General features: G+C 68.6%; 12 protein-coding genes. 5 read left to right on the plus strand and 7 right to left on the minus strand.

Annotation, left to right across the window (positions count from 1 at the left end; genetic code table 11):
- Positions 1-2: 2 nt before the first annotated feature.
- Complete coding sequence (locus tag ABJF88_00915) at positions 3-953, plus strand: T9SS type A sorting domain-containing protein (GenBank protein ID MEP0545471.1); 951 nt, start codon at positions 3-5, stop codon at positions 951-953.
- A 6-nt stretch (positions 954-959) separates the two neighbouring features.
- On the opposite strand, the gene ABJF88_00920 is transcribed toward ABJF88_00915, so the two are convergent.
- The 7 genes from ABJF88_00920 to coaD form a co-directional block, all read right to left on the minus strand.
- On the minus strand, positions 960-3,161 hold the full coding sequence (locus tag ABJF88_00920) for a T9SS type A sorting domain-containing protein (protein MEP0545472.1): 2,202 nt from the start codon (positions 3,159-3,161) through the stop codon (positions 960-962).
- A gap of 96 nt (positions 3,162-3,257) precedes the next feature.
- The gene (locus ABJF88_00925) at positions 3,258-4,277 is read right to left on the minus strand and encodes a hypothetical protein (GenBank protein MEP0545473.1); all 1,020 of its coding nucleotides are present in this window, start codon (positions 4,275-4,277) and stop codon (positions 3,258-3,260) included.
- A gap of 159 nt (positions 4,278-4,436) precedes the next feature.
- Positions 4,437-6,200, minus strand: coding sequence for a hypothetical protein (locus tag ABJF88_00930; protein ID MEP0545474.1), 1,764 nt, complete (start codon positions 6,198-6,200; stop codon positions 4,437-4,439).
- The gene (locus ABJF88_00935) at positions 6,197-6,976 is read right to left on the minus strand and encodes a hypothetical protein (GenBank protein MEP0545475.1); all 780 of its coding nucleotides are present in this window, start codon (positions 6,974-6,976) and stop codon (positions 6,197-6,199) included. Before ABJF88_00935 ends, ABJF88_00930 begins: the two co-directional genes overlap by 4 nt.
- A 287-nt stretch (positions 6,977-7,263) precedes the next feature.
- Positions 7,264-8,523, minus strand: coding sequence for a site-2 protease family protein (locus ABJF88_00940; GenBank protein MEP0545476.1), 1,260 nt, complete (start codon positions 8,521-8,523; stop codon positions 7,264-7,266).
- A gap of 87 nt (positions 8,524-8,610) precedes the next feature.
- Entirely contained in the window at positions 8,611-9,825 is a 1,215-nt protein-coding gene (locus ABJF88_00945; protein MEP0545477.1) for a pyridoxal phosphate-dependent aminotransferase, read from the minus strand.
- Between the two features lie 435 nt (positions 9,826-10,260).
- Positions 10,261-10,755 (minus strand): pantetheine-phosphate adenylyltransferase, encoded by a 495-nt coding sequence (coaD, locus tag ABJF88_00950; protein MEP0545478.1) that lies wholly within the window; start codon positions 10,753-10,755, stop codon positions 10,261-10,263.
- A 238-nt stretch (positions 10,756-10,993) separates the two neighbouring features.
- On the opposite strand from coaD, the gene infC reads away from it, so the two are divergent.
- The 4 genes from infC (at position 10,994) to pheS (ending at position 13,452) form a co-directional block, all read left to right on the plus strand.
- The gene (gene infC, locus ABJF88_00955) at positions 10,994-11,509 is read left to right on the plus strand and encodes a translation initiation factor IF-3 (protein ID MEP0545479.1); all 516 of its coding nucleotides are present in this window, start codon (positions 10,994-10,996) and stop codon (positions 11,507-11,509) included.
- Between the two features lie 201 nt (positions 11,510-11,710).
- On the plus strand, positions 11,711-11,911 hold the full coding sequence (gene rpmI, locus ABJF88_00960; GenBank protein ID MEP0545480.1) for a 50S ribosomal protein L35: 201 nt from the start codon (positions 11,711-11,713) through the stop codon (positions 11,909-11,911).
- A 48-nt stretch (positions 11,912-11,959) separates the two neighbouring features.
- Complete coding sequence (gene rplT / locus ABJF88_00965) at positions 11,960-12,307, plus strand: 50S ribosomal protein L20 (GenBank protein ID MEP0545481.1); 348 nt, start codon at positions 11,960-11,962, stop codon at positions 12,305-12,307.
- 80 nt (positions 12,308-12,387) lie between these two features.
- Entirely contained in the window at positions 12,388-13,452 is a 1,065-nt protein-coding gene (pheS, locus tag ABJF88_00970) for a phenylalanine--tRNA ligase subunit alpha (protein MEP0545482.1), read from the plus strand.
- The last annotated feature ends 8 nt before the right edge of the window (positions 13,453-13,460 follow it).

The following is a 13,460-nucleotide window of genomic DNA, read 5'->3' on the forward strand; positions in this document are numbered from 1 at the left end:
CCATGTCGAGACTGCTACTCCTCTCCCTCCTTCTCACCCCCACCGCGCTCGCACAGGACGGCATCGTCTCTTCGATTGAGACGGACAGGGCTGAATACGCCTACGGCGAGACAATAGTGGTGCGCTACACGCTCGCAAACCAAAGCGACGAGCCCGTCACGATCGAATCGTCAGGCGTCGGGAGCGACTGCACTGCACGCCTCAGGTTTGATCCCGGCATCGTTCCCCACGTCTGTGTCCTCGACGACATCGCCCGGATCGATTTCGACCCTCACTCGTCGGTGACATTTGTGTGGGATGTCCTCCCGAGCGAGCAGGGCCTTCCGGCTGTGACAGGTGAGCAGAACGTCACAGGCTTCTTCAGTAATAGCGACTACTCTGCTACCACATCGTTTTCTGCTCCGCAATACCTCGGCGGTCGGCTTGAGGTGGTGCTCGCGGACGGTCTCACCCTCAGCGACGTCCGAGACGTCATGAAGGCGCTCGACGCCGTCGTCACCGACTCGGTAGTCATTGGATCTATAGGCATAACCTACTACTATTGGCAGATCTCGGGGACGACGCTCGAAGAGGCCCGAGCGACCTACCGGTCAGATCCTCGCTTTAGGCGAATCTTTCCGTTGCGAGGTCTTCACCGCCCGATTCGCATCTACACCGTCAACGCCGAGGATGAAGCCACTCCGTCCGGCTCGCCCGTCCTCACGACGGCGTACCCCAACCCGTTCACGGCCTCCACTTCGTTCGCGCTGACGGTTCCAGCGTCCGGCCCCGCGCGCGTCGAGGTGTTCGACCTGCTCGGGCGGCGCGTGGCGGTGCTCCACGACGGGCCGCTCGCGGCGGGCGCCGAGCACCACTTCACGTTCCACGCGGCCAGCCTTCCGAGCGGGCTCTACGTCGTCCGCGCCACGGGCGAGGGCTTCACCGAGACGCGCCGCGTGACGCTCGCGCGGTGAGCCCCGTCAGCGGAGGACGGTGATCGGCCGCGTCTCCGTGCGGCCTCCCGCTTCGAGGCGGACGAAGTAGACGCCGTTCGGGAGCGACGCGACCGGGAGCTGCACCTCCGTTCGGCCGGCGGGTCGGCGAGCATCGGAGAGCGTGGCGACCTCGCGCCCGAGCACGTCGAAGACGCGGAGCGCGACGTGATCCTCGCGCTGGAGGTGGAACGCGGCCGTGGCGAAGCCGATCGCGGGATTGGGGTATACCGCCAGGTGCACGCGCTCTCGCTCCGGCTCGGGCGCGCTCGCCGTGCCGAGGCCCGGGGCCCCTTGATTCTCGAAATACACCGTTGGGAGATACAGGTCGACGTCTCCATCCCCGTCGAGATCGACGAGGTGAGCCCTCGTAGTAGAACTCATAGCCTCTTCGAACCCGACAAGCACCTCGGTGTGGTCCACGAAGCGATGGGGCGACTCCTGAACGAGAAGCGTGACTGTTTCGTAATTGTTGAGCACGACGTCGAGACGGCCGTCGCCGTCGAAGTCAGCGGCGTCGGCGCTGAACGAGGGGATTTCGAGAGCGGGTACGGAGACGGAGGAGAAACGCAGGTCCCCGTTGTTGCGGAGGAGGACGGAAGAGGCTGCACCCGGCCGCGAGAACAGCAGGTCGGCGTCGCCATCGCCGTCGTAATCGAAGGGGAGCACGGCGCGGCCGCCCACGCTGCCCCACAGGCCAAACGCACGCGTGAACCCCGCCGCCCCGTCGTTGACGAACACGGCCGAGGGCGCATTCGAGTTCGCGAGCACGATATCGGCGTCGCCGTCTCGGTCGAGGTCTGCGACCCGCACGTCTTGGGTGGCGGCCTCGTCGTTGAGCCGCATGGACTCTACGAAATGCCCGCTTCCGTCGTTGAGGAGGATGGGCTCTCGACCCTGAGATTGAAAAACGAGGTCGAGGTCTCTATCCCCGTCGAAGTCCGCGGCTTCCGCGCGATATTGCCCGATCACATCGGCAAGACCAGCTTCGGTTGTGATGTCTGCGAACGAACCGCCGCCGTTGCCCTGGAGGAGCACCGGCGGATTCTCGAAGTAGACGAGCAGGAGATCAGAGACACTATCACCCGTGAAGTCGCCAGCCAAAGCGTGGCGCGGATGCGGTGGGAGGGTGAGGTCCGTCGGCGTGATCTCCACGAAGGCCCCGTCGTCCTGCTGCTCCCAAAGCCCGGTCCGACTCGTGACGAGGTCGACGTCGCCATCGCCGTCGAAGTCGAGGGGGAACCCGTTGAGTGGGACGTCTCCTCGGGAGAAGTAAGAGGACACGGGACGGAAGACCGGAAGCGGCGTGGTCTCGACCGACCGTTCCTGCGCGTTGTTACCGGGAGCGTCGTCGGCTTGAGGATCCGCCGGGAAAAAGCGGAAGGTGAGCGTGGCGTCCCCATCGAGCACGAGCGGCGGGAGCACAACCTCCGCCGTCTCACCGGAGCCGAGCGCGAGGGGCCCCTCGTAGACAATGCTCCCACCAACTTCCAGCACGAGCCGACCGCTATCGGCCTCGCTTCCGAAGTTGTGCAGGCGCACCTCCGGCTCGAACGGGTGCCCGTCCGTCACGAGCGGCCCCGGCCACGCGACATCTACGACGGCGAGGTCACGCACGTCGGGCCGGGTGTAGGCCACGACGAGCCACTCGGCCGTGGACGGGTCCGCCACCCCCTCGGTGTAGAAGTGCTCGAACACGACGACCTCCACCGGCCCTTCCACCGCGAGGGCGCGGGCCGGCTCCGTTCCCGCCACGGCGTCCCACGCCGCCTGCGCCTCGGCTGCGCTGCCGTATCCGAACGAGAGCACCGCCGCCACCGTGTCGGCCGCGACGGGCGGGCCGGGCTCTCCGAAGTCGGTCGAGCCGTTGGCCGGAAACTCAAACTGGCCTGACCCGGCCCATACCGTCGATGCGTGCACCACCCGCTGCCCGGTGAGCGCGCTGTGGACTTCCAGGTAGCCGAAGTCCGAGGGCTCCTCGAAGTCGTAGTGGAGGTTCACCACGCTTCGATAGCCGTCTGGCGGCGGCGACCCCAGAGCGGGGTGTGCCGACGCGTAATAGGCCTCGGGCTGGAGGCTGAGGAAGTCCACGCGGAAGACGACGGTCTCGACCTCCAGTGCCTCCTGAGCGCGGACGACTCCCGGTGTGACGAGGAGGAGGGCGAGGCAGAGCGAGAGGAGCGGTCGCATGGCAGAATAACCCCGAAGAGGCTAGCCGTTCGGACGGTAGGCTCCTCCAGTATAACCGCTCCCGCTCTCCCTCACAACTCCGTTCCCGCCGCCCCGCTACAGGTCGAGGTGGACGGCGACGAGGTGCATCACGCCCTGCCCGTAGGGCTCGAGCACGGCCGTGTAGTCGACGCGGGCGGCGATCTCGCCGAGGGGCTGGCGCACGGCGAAGCCGGCGGCCGGCGACGCGCCCTCGAACCCGTTCGCCCCGAAGCGGTCCACGCCGACACGCAGCGCGAAGGGCTGGGCGAGCCAGACCTCGCCGCCGAGCCGGAACCGCGCCTCGCTGAGCCGGAAGTCCTCGCTCCGGGTGAAGATCGTCGGGACGCCCTCGATCTCGCTCACGCGCTCGGTCCGCCGCTCGACGTTCGCGATCTGCGACTCGACCTCGGCGGTGATCGTGCCACGCCCGCCGGCGAGCCGGTACGCCCCGCCGAACTGCACGCGGACGGGGAAGCGGTCCGTCGTCTGCTTCCCGTTCTGGCCGAAGGCGTCGGACGTGTCCCACTGGTAGCGGGCGAGGAGGTCGTTCACGGCGAAGCCGAAGGCGAGGTTCTCGGAGACCTGCGCCGCGAGGCCGAGCGAGAGCCCGAGGCTAACCACGGGGTCGACGCCCTCGAAGAGGTCGGCGTGGTAAAAGCGGAGGCCGACGCCGCCGGAGACGCGGCTGCTCAGCCTCGCGCCGAAGGCGGCGAAGATGGCGTACTCCTGCGTCGAGAGGTCGTCGGTGTGGTAGCCCGCGTTGTCGCGCCCGTCAATGTTGTCGACGCCGGAGCGGATGATGCCGACGGCGGCCCCGGCGCGGGGTGGGAGCGGGAAGGCGAACTGGAGGTACTGGAGGCTCCGGTCAAACGAGAGGAAGCCGGCGGCGGCGTCGAGCCCCTGCCGCTCGACGCGCGGCGCGAGCGCGGGGTTGTAGTACGGGCTCGCGCCCGAGAACACGTCACCGACGAGCCCGCCGCCCATCGCGATGCCGCGCGCGCCGAAGCCGAGGCGGGCGTACGACCCGGCGTACTGCGCCGAGGCGGGCGCGGCCGCGAGGAGCAGGAAGAGGGCCAACCAGAGGGTGCGTTTCATAGGGTCACAACCGTGCACGAGATCGGACGAGGGGGTAGGCATAGCCTCCGAAAGGTGTCATCCCGAGCGAAGCCGAGGGATCTTTACCGACACCTCCGTAGAGATCCCTCGGCTCCGCTCGGGATGACAGGATCGAACGGTGTCGTTCGGTCTCACGCATCATTCGAGAACCAGAATCTTGCCGGTGAGCGAGTCGCCGCCCGTGGCCACTTCGTAGAAATAGACGCCATTCGCGACGCGGTTGCCGTCCTCGTCGTAGCCGTCCCACACCTGCTCGACGGGCGCGGCGTCGGGGATCGTGCGGACGAGGTTCATGCCGAAGTCGAAGATGCGGATCGAGGCGGGGTCCGTCCGGTCGTAGCGGATGCGGACGTAGCGGTCGGCGTTCGGGGAGAACGGGTTGGGGTAGGCGTAGGCCTCGACGTCGGGGACGCGGTCGCTCGGCGTTTCGGGGTTCGTCGGGACGTCGGCGCGGAAGAGGGTCCACGTCGCGCCGCCGTCGTCGCTCTTGAGCAGGCCGTCGCCGGTGCCGACCCATAGCGCACTCGTCGTGGTGGCGACGGCGAAGACGTTCGCGTCGCGGCGGACGAAGCGGCCCCGGCGGTCGCGGTCGGGGAAGTCGCGGATGCTCCGCCACGTGTCGCCGTCGTCTTCGGAGACGAAGAGGCCGTCGGCCCCGGCAGCGTAGACCGTGCTCGGCGAGCAGAAGCCCGCGCCGTCGGGGCAGAAGGCGAAGTCGTAGAACCGGTTGCCGCCGACGAGCGCGGGCTCGAACGTCTCGCCGCCGTCGCGCGTCACGACGAGGGCGAACTGCTCCTGCTGCTCGCGCGCGCGCCACACGGCCATCCACACCGGGTTGCGCGGGTTTTCCGGCGTCCCCACGGCGAAGTTTTCGTCACCGACGGGCTGCTCCTCGATCGAGATCACCCAGTTGCCGGGCAGCCCGGCGCTCGTCCCGTCGAAGCCGGTGCGCTGCCACGCCCGCTCTTCCAGCGTGTCCGTCGGCACCGTGCCCGTCCGGTCGAACACGACGAGTTCGATCACGTCCTCAGGCCGCGAGCGGTTGACGCCGGCGACGGTCCCGGCCCACACCGTCCCCGTCTCGTCCACGAGCACGGAGAAGCCGAGGAAGTTGTTGCCCTCCTCGGCGTCCTGGATTTCGGGCGCGTAGAGGAAGTTGTACGGCAGCGTCGGGTCGATGGCGTCGAGCGTATCGGGCGGGAGGACGACGCGCTGGAAGTCGCGGGCGTAGCGGTCCTCGTCCTCCAGCCACTCCAGCCGGCGGATGCCGCTGGCCCAGCCCGCCACCCACACGTCGCGCGTGATCGGATCGAAGTCGATGTCGAACGGCGGGCTCTGCTGCGGGACGATGACGGGGAGCGCCGGGAGCTGGAACGACAGCGTCTCGCCCCCCGTCGGGCCGCAGCCGAGGATCGGGACGATGTCTTCGGGCTCGGCGTCGGGCGCGAAGTAGTTGCAGCCGTAGACCTGAAGCGTGTCTTCGGGCGCGTCGAGCTGGGGGAACTGGTAGCGCCACGACTGGCCGCCGTCCTCGGAGTAGGCGAAGCCCGCCGCGCTCTGCGGGCGGCTCGCGATCGCCGGATCGCTGAAGCCGAGCCCGACCCAGATGATGTCGTCCTCGACGTCGATCGAGAACACGATCGCGGTCGGGGCGATCGCCGGCGTGAGCACGTCGTCGTCCACGAACGCCCACGTCTGGCCTCCGTCCGCGGTGAAAATGAGCTGCTGCCCGGCCCAGAGCGTGTCGCCCTCGGCGTGGAGGTTGTCGACGATGTTGCGGAGCGGGCCGCTGACGGCGACGAGGTCACGCACCCGCTCCGCGTCGTAGCCGTCGGCGACTTGGGCGAACGCGGCGGGGGCGACGAGCAGGAGGACGAGAAAGAGGGGAAAGCGCCGGCTCATTCGAGAATCGTGATCGTGAAGGGGACGTCGGCGCTCGCGAGCCCGTCGCGGTCGAAGGCGCGGAACGTCACGGTGACCGGGCCGGGCGGCGCGGTGTCGATGCCGAAGGTGACGGTGTAGCGACCGTCGCCGGCCTCGGCGTCGCCCGAGGCCGCGCTGCCGTCGTCGGCGAGGGCGAAGACGCCGTTGAACGGGGCGGGGAAAGCGACCTCGACGCGGGCGATGTCGGAGAGCCCATCGGGGTCGGAGACGACGGCGATGAGTTGGAGCGTGCCCGGCGGGTCGAACTCCGCCGGCGCCTCCACCGCGTCGATCACGGGCGGCCCGAGGCCGAGACCGGTCAGCTCGAACAGGCCGCGCACCTCGTTGCTCAGTAGCCCGTCGCTGTCCACGGCGTAGACGAGCACGGTGTAGCGCCCGCGCTGCCCGCGCCCGAGCCGAAGCGGAACCGTCGCCGCGTACTGCCCGTCGCCTGCGTCCGCGAGCATCCCCTCAGCAATCGTCCCCTCGAACTGCCCGCGCACGACGTAGGCGACGCGGTCGATGGAGCCGCCGTCCGGGTCGCTGGCGCGCACGCTGAGCGCGAGGTCAACGGCGGCGCTATCGCCGGAAGCCACGACGTCATCGAAGAAGACGCTGTCCGGGGAGAACGAGAAATCCGAGACGAGGGGCGGACGGCCTTCGAGCGGCTGCGGGCCGAGGGCGGTGTCGCACCCGACGAGGGCGCCGACGAGGGCGACGAGCGCAAACGCGCCGAGGAAACGAGAACCGGGCATCGAGAGGGAGCGGGGGAATCGGGGCAACCCCGGCGGAGGGCCGGAGCGGCGGGAAGATAGCGTCTCTCGTAGCGAAGGGGCGGGCGGCGTGGCGGCGGGTTCTCGGAAGCGGCCCCGAACCTACGACGCCCGGACGAGCGGGCGCAAGCCTGCGCCGGGTGGTGCGTCGTAATTGCCCCGTGTTCAGAGGTCGGGGGTCGGATTGTACTCACGCTTACCGCAGGCACCCGTAGGGGCAGACCTCTGTGTCTGCCCTGGTCGGGATTGGCACCCGGCCTCCGCCTGCCTCACGCGATATAGAGCGGCTTGAAGCTGAAGCAGAGCACGAACAGGACGAGCGCGAAGATGCCGAGCGCGCGGCGGCCCGGCGTCAGCGGCTCGGGATGCATGACCGGCGGGTGGTCCACTTTGATCAGTGTCACGATCAGTAAGCACCAGAAGAACCACCCCGAGTAGCCTATCGACTCCGCGATCCCACCGATGCGGAGCGCGACCGCCGCCGCCGCGACGGTGACGAACAGCCCGGCGACCACGGCCCGCTGGTCATCGAACAGCCGACCGAAGAAGAAGTAGAGCAGCGCCGCCGCGATCACCCACAGCCCCGCCGCCCCGAGCCCCGCCGGGTAGCCGTTCTGCGTCGCGAGCTCGGCCATGAGCGGCCCCGTGTCGGCCATCAGCCCGAGCGTCGCCGAGAACAGCAGGACGATGACGAAGAGCCGCGCGATGCGGCCGTGCCATTTCGGCCCGGCGAGGGCGTAGAGGATGTGCCCGCCGTCGAGCTGGCCCACGGGCAGCATGTTGAGCGCGGTGAAAAACAGGCCGAGCCACCCCGCGAAGAGCACCGGGTAGTGGTACATCTCGTACATCGGCGGGACGTTTGGGAAGAACTGCGAGAGCGCCCAGTAGAGCGGCGTATTCCCGATCGTCAGCCGGCCGATCATCCCCGGCTCGGGAAGCGGCTGCCCGGGGAACGCGCCGAACCGGTCCACGAACAGCTTGAGCGACTCGTGCCCGCCGAGCCCGAACACGTACTCCGGCGGCGGCAGCGTGGCGAGCGCGTAGACGAGCACGCCGAGCGCGACGACGAACCCCGCGAGCGGCCCCGCCGCGCCGATGTCGAAGAGCTGACTCGTCCGCCGCAGCGGCTCCCGAATCCGGATCACCGCCCCGAACGTGCCGATGTTCGGCTGGAGGAAGGGAAACGGGAACGGGATGTAGTACGGCAGCGAGACATCGATGCCGCGGATGCGCGCGGCGAAGTAGTGGCCGAACTCGTGGACCGTGAGGAAGAGGAGGAGGGGGAACGCGTAGCGGAGCCCGTCCCAGATGAACGCCCGCAGGCCGAACTCGGCGTAGACCAGTTCGCGGCCGACGAGCGTGCCGCCCGCCCACACCGTCGTCCCCACCGTGAGCAGGAAGAGCACGAGGTGGAGCCAGCGGCGCTCCGGCGGCGGGCTCGTGTCGATGAGCAGGCTGTCGTACGCCTCGGGCGCACGGGGCAGCGGTTCGTCGGCGCGGTAGGTCGGCGGCGGAAGCGGGGAATCCAACGAGTTGGGGGTCGGTCAGCGGCGAAAAGGAGGGGCACCTACGCACCGACCCTCCCGAAGTTCAGTGGTCCGGCCCCGCACCGTCGGTCACGCCTGCAGCGCGCCGAGGCCGGCCGAGATCCGCCGCATCGCCTCGCGCAGGTCGTCCGTCGAGGCCGCGTACGAGAGGCGGATGCCGTAGGGCGCGCCGAACGCATCGCCCGGGACGAGCGCCACGTCGTGCTCTTCGAGGAGGTAGAAACAGAGGTCCTCGCTATTCGCCACGGCCCGGCCGCTCGGGGCCGTCCGGCCGAAGTACGCCGATACGTCGGGGAAGACGTAGAACGCGCCCTCGGGCGTCGGGCATTGGACGCCGGGGATCGCCGTGAGCGCGCCGAGCACGAAGTCGCGGCGCTCGCGGAAGGCGCGGACCATCTGCCGGATCGGCTCGGGGTCCATCGCGAGCGCGGCAATCCCCGCCTGCTGCGTGATCGCCGACGGCGCCGACGTGAACTGCCCCTGCATCGTCGACGCGGCCTCGACGATCCACGCGGGCGCGGCGAGGTAGCCCAGCCGCCAGCCCGTCATCGCATATGCCTTCGAGAAGCCGTTGACCGTCACCGTCCGCTCGCGCATCCCGTCGAGCGCGGCGAAGGAGACGTGCTCGGCGTCGTAGATCACGCGCTCGTAGATCTCGTCGGAGACCACGAACACGTCGTCCCGGCCGCGCAGCACCTCGGCGAGCGCTTCGAGCTCGGCGCGGGAATAGACCGCGCCCGTCGGGTTCGAGGGCGAGTTGAGCACGACGATCCGCGTCCGCTCGGTGAGCGCCGCCGCCAGCTCGTCCGGCCCCATCCGGTAGCCGCTCTCCGGCGTCGTCTCCACGATGACGGACTCGCCGCCCGCCAGCTGTACCATCTCGGGATACGACACCCAGTACGGCGCGGGGATCACGACCTCGTCGCCGGGGCGGCAGAGGACGAAGATGGCCTGCGCGACGGATTGCTTCGCGCCGTTCGAGCACAGGATCTCGGCCGGGGAATACGTCAGCCCGTTGTCGTCGCGGAGCTTGCGGACGATGGCTTCACGGAGCGCGGGCGTGCCGGCGTTCGCCGTGTAGCGGGTGTGGCCTTCGTCGATGGCGCGGCGGCCGGCCTCGCAGATCGGCGCGGGCGTGTCGAAGTCGGGCTCGCCGGCCGAGAGCTCGATGACGGGCTTGCCGGCGCGCACGAGGGCCTTCGCGCGGGCCGACATGGCGAGCGTCGCCGACGGCTGCATCGCGGCCACGCGGGGGTTGAGTTCGGGGTCGGTAACGGAGGGCATGGCGGGCCGAAGTTGGGGAGAGGGGCGACGCCGCCAAAGGTACGAAGGCAAGCGCAACGCCGAGCCTACGTCTCAGCGTGCGTTTATGAAGTCACTGGAAGCTCCGATTGGAGTCCTCCCCCTAGTCAGGGGGAGTCCCCGAAGGGGGAGGGGGTAGACGAGCCGTGGCATCTTCCCTCCGTCTATCGCCCCGTCCTACGGACACCCCTCCTGTCTAGGAGGGGGATTCCAGTCCAGCCTCACAGACCCGTTCTTGCTCTGTTGAGAAGCTGGAATGGATGTCATCCTGAGCGGAGGCCGCCGGCCGCAGCCGAAGGATCTCTCCGGGGGAGCCCGCAACAGACTGTTGAACCTGTGCCCGAAAAGATCCCTCGGCTCCACGCTGTTTCGCTCGGGATGAAAGACAATCCAGCTTCTCAACAGAGCAACCCGTTCTCAGCCTTTCTCCGCCCGCAGTCGCTCCAGCACCGGCGGCGGGACGAACGACGATACATCGCCGCCGAAGCGGTGGATCTCGCGGACGAGCGACGAGCTCGTGAACGCCTGCTCCTCGCTCGGCGTGAGGAAAACGGTGACGGCCTCGGCGTTGAGCCGCTGGTTCGCGATCGCCATGCGGAGCTCGTAGTCGAAGTCCGTCACCTGCCGGATGCCGCGCACGAGGGCGACGGCCCCGCGCTCGGCCGCGCGGTCGGCGATGAGCCCCTCGTACAGCGCCACGTCGATGCGGTCGCGCTCGGCGGCGGGCCAGTCGGCGACGGAGGCTTCGACGAGCGCCACGCGCTCCTCGTCCGAGAGGAGCATCTTCTTCGCCGCGTTGACGGCGATCGTCACCTCGACGCGGTCGAAGAGGCGGAGGGCGCGGCGAAGCACGTCGAGGTGGCCGAGCGTGACGGGGTCGAAGGAGCCGGGATAGAGGGCGAGGCGGGCCATGCGTGGGACGTTGGGGAGGGAGCGTTGGGGGGAGGAACTGTGAAAGTAGCGTACGTTCGTATCTTGCGGCAGGCTGACGCGCGCGCGAAGACGGAATCCGGAAACCTCCTCCCCGCCTTCGCCTTTACAATTACGTCCGGGCCCGCAATGCCGCAGGCCCACCCCGATCACCAGAAGGAGACGACCCATCGCTAGACGATACTCCCGGCCGGTACAACAACGCGGCCCCCGCACTCGCATCAATGACCAGATCCGCACCGAGCGCGTGCGCGTCGTGGACCCCGAGGGCGAGCACGGCATCTACGAAATTAGCGCGGCCCTCGAACTCGCCCAGCGGCGCGGCCTCGACCTCGTCGAGGTGGCCCCCGATGCGGACCCGCCCGTAGCCAAGATCATGGACTTCGGGAAGTTCCGCTACGAGCAGCAGAAGAAGGAGAAGGAGCAGCGCAAGAAGGCCCACAAGGTCGAGCTCAAAGAGGTCCGCTTCCGCCCCAACACGGACGACCACGACTTCGACTTCAAGGCGAAGCACGCCCGCGGCTTCCTCGAAGACGGCAACCAGGTCAAGGCGTGGGTGCAGTTCCGCGGCCGCGACATCATCTACAAGGACCGCGGCGCCGACCTCCTCGGCCGGTTCATCGAAGAGCTCGCGGACATCTCGCGCGTCGAGCAGCTCCCGAAGATGGAAGGCCGCCGGATGACGGTGATGCTTACGCCCGACAAGTCCGGCAAGAAGGACAAGAGCGGTTCGTGAGTGCGGAGGGGTGGGAATGCGGACGTGGTTTCGCCGCTCCCTTCCCTACATCCCCGACACGTTTTACGCTCGCTCTTCAAACTCCGCCGTTGCAGCGCCCGACCGTGCACTGCTATCTTGCAGGTTCTGCCAGAAGAGGCGACCCGTCACGGAGCGCCTCTTTTTTTGGCCTCACCGCAGGAAAACTCCTCGAGGAGCCCTATGCCGAAGATGAAGTCCAACAGCGGCGCCAAAAAGCGCTTCGCTCGGACCGGGACCGGCAAACTCAAGCGCAAGAAGGCGTTTGCGAGCCACATCCTGACGAAGAAGTCGCCGAAGCGGAAGAGCGATCTCCGCAAGACGACGCTCGTCGATCAGGCCGACGAGAAGCGCATGAAGCGCCTCATCGTCGGGACCAAATAAGTCCCTCGTCCTCCCTCATTCCCTCTACCCTTTTAACGGAGCAACCAAATGCCACGCGCCCGTAACACCGTGGCTTCCCGTCGCCGCCGCAAGAAGATTCTGAAGCTTGCGAAGGGCTACTGGGGTCGCCGAGGCAACGTCTACACCGTTGCCAAGCACTCCGTCGAGAAGGGGCTGCAGTACGCGTACCGAGACCGCCGCCAACGGAAGCGGCAGTTCCGGCGCCTGTGGATCGCCCGTATCAACGCCGCCGCGCGGCTCAACGGCACCACGTACTCGCGCCTCATCTCCGACCTCCGCAAGGCGGATATCCCGCTGAACCGGAAAGTGCTGGCCGACCTCGCCATGCACGACGCGGAAGCCTTTACGAAAGTCGTCGAGCAAGCCACGGCGTAGTCCGCCAGGCCCCGCTCGACCCCCGTTCCCGCCTGGCCGCCGTGCCCGGCGGGAATTTTTGTTCGCTAGCCATCGCTGCCATGTCCGCCGACACGACCACGCTCCACGACGAGATCGACGCGCTCACCCGCGAGATCGACGACGCCCGGCTCTCGACGCCCGACGAGATCGAGGCCTTCCGCATCCGCATGCTCGGCCGGAAGAGCGGCGTCGTCACGGCCCTCTTCGGGCGGATCACCGAGGTCGAGCCCGCCGAGCGCGGGCGGGCGGGGCAGGCGCTCAACGCCCTCCGGCAGAAGGCCGAGGCCGCCATCGAGACGGCGCAGGCCGCGCTCGCCGGCAGCACCGGCGCCGAGCGGACCGACCTCGACCTCACGCTCCCCGGCCGCATCCCGGCGCCCGTCGTGGGACCCGACGGCGTCGGCAGCCTCCACCCGCTGACGCAGACGCTCCGCGAGATCGAGCAGATCTTCGCCCGCTTCGGGTTCGACATCGCGGGAGGCCCGGAGATCGAGGACGACTGGCACAATTTCACCGCGCTGAACTTCCCGCCGGACCACCCCGCGCGGGATATGCAGGACACGCTCTTCCTCGAACCGCCCGCGCCCGAGGGCCGCGGCATCGTGATGCGGACGCACACCTCGCCGGCGCAGATCCGCGTGCTGGAGCGCGCGGTGGAGGACGGCTCCGGCCCGCCCGTCCGTGTGATCGTCCCCGGCCGCGTCTACCGCAACGAGGCGATCTCGTACAAGAGCTACTGCCTGTTCCACCAGGTCGAGGGCCTCGTCGTGGACGAAGGGATCACCTTCGCCGACCTCAAGGAGATGCTCCACGTCTTCGCCCAGACCCTCTTCGGCGACGACGTGCGGATGCGGTTCCGCCCCAGCTTCTTCCCCTTCACCGAGCCCTCGGCCGAGGTCGACATCTGGTGGGCGGACGAGAGCGGGGACGGCGGGCGCTGGCTCGAAATCCTCGGCTGCGGCATGGTGGACCCGAACGTGCTCGAAGCCGTCCAGATCGACCCCGAGCGCTACACCGGCTACGCGTGGGGCATGGGCGTCGAGCGGATGGCGATGCTGAAGTACGGCGTCGACGACATCCGCCTCTTCTACGAGAACGACGCGCGCTTCCTCAAGCAGTTTTAGCTGCGCGA

Source organism: Rhodothermales bacterium (assembly GCA_039944855.1).
Lineage (GTDB): Bacteria > Bacteroidota > Rhodothermia > Rhodothermales > JANQRZ01 > JBBSMX01.

What these genes read in the sequence shown, in the direction of transcription:
- ABJF88_00915 (MEP0545471.1), top strand. Translation starts at nt 3, where the DNA reads ATGTCGAGACTGCTACTCCTCTCCCTCCTTCTCACCCCCACCGCGCTC.
- ABJF88_00920 (MEP0545472.1), bottom strand. Translation starts at nt 3,161, where the DNA reads ATGCGACCGCTCCTCTCGCTCTGCCTCGCCCTCCTCCTCGTCACACCG.
- ABJF88_00925 (MEP0545473.1), bottom strand. Translation starts at nt 4,277, where the DNA reads ATGAAACGCACCCTCTGGTTGGCCCTCTTCCTGCTCCTCGCGGCCGCG.
- ABJF88_00930 (MEP0545474.1), bottom strand. Translation starts at nt 6,200, where the DNA reads ATGAGCCGGCGCTTTCCCCTCTTTCTCGTCCTCCTGCTCGTCGCCCCC.
- ABJF88_00935 (MEP0545475.1), bottom strand. Translation starts at nt 6,976, where the DNA reads ATGCCCGGTTCTCGTTTCCTCGGCGCGTTTGCGCTCGTCGCCCTCGTC.
- ABJF88_00945 (MEP0545477.1), bottom strand. Translation starts at nt 9,825, where the DNA reads ATGCCCTCCGTTACCGACCCCGAACTCAACCCCCGCGTGGCCGCGATG.
- coaD (MEP0545478.1), bottom strand. Translation starts at nt 10,755, where the DNA reads ATGGCCCGCCTCGCCCTCTATCCCGGCTCCTTCGACCCCGTCACGCTC.
- rpmI (MEP0545480.1), top strand. Translation starts at nt 11,711, where the DNA reads ATGCCGAAGATGAAGTCCAACAGCGGCGCCAAAAAGCGCTTCGCTCGG.
- rplT (MEP0545481.1), top strand. Translation starts at nt 11,960, where the DNA reads ATGCCACGCGCCCGTAACACCGTGGCTTCCCGTCGCCGCCGCAAGAAG.
- pheS (MEP0545482.1), top strand. Translation starts at nt 12,388, where the DNA reads ATGTCCGCCGACACGACCACGCTCCACGACGAGATCGACGCGCTCACC.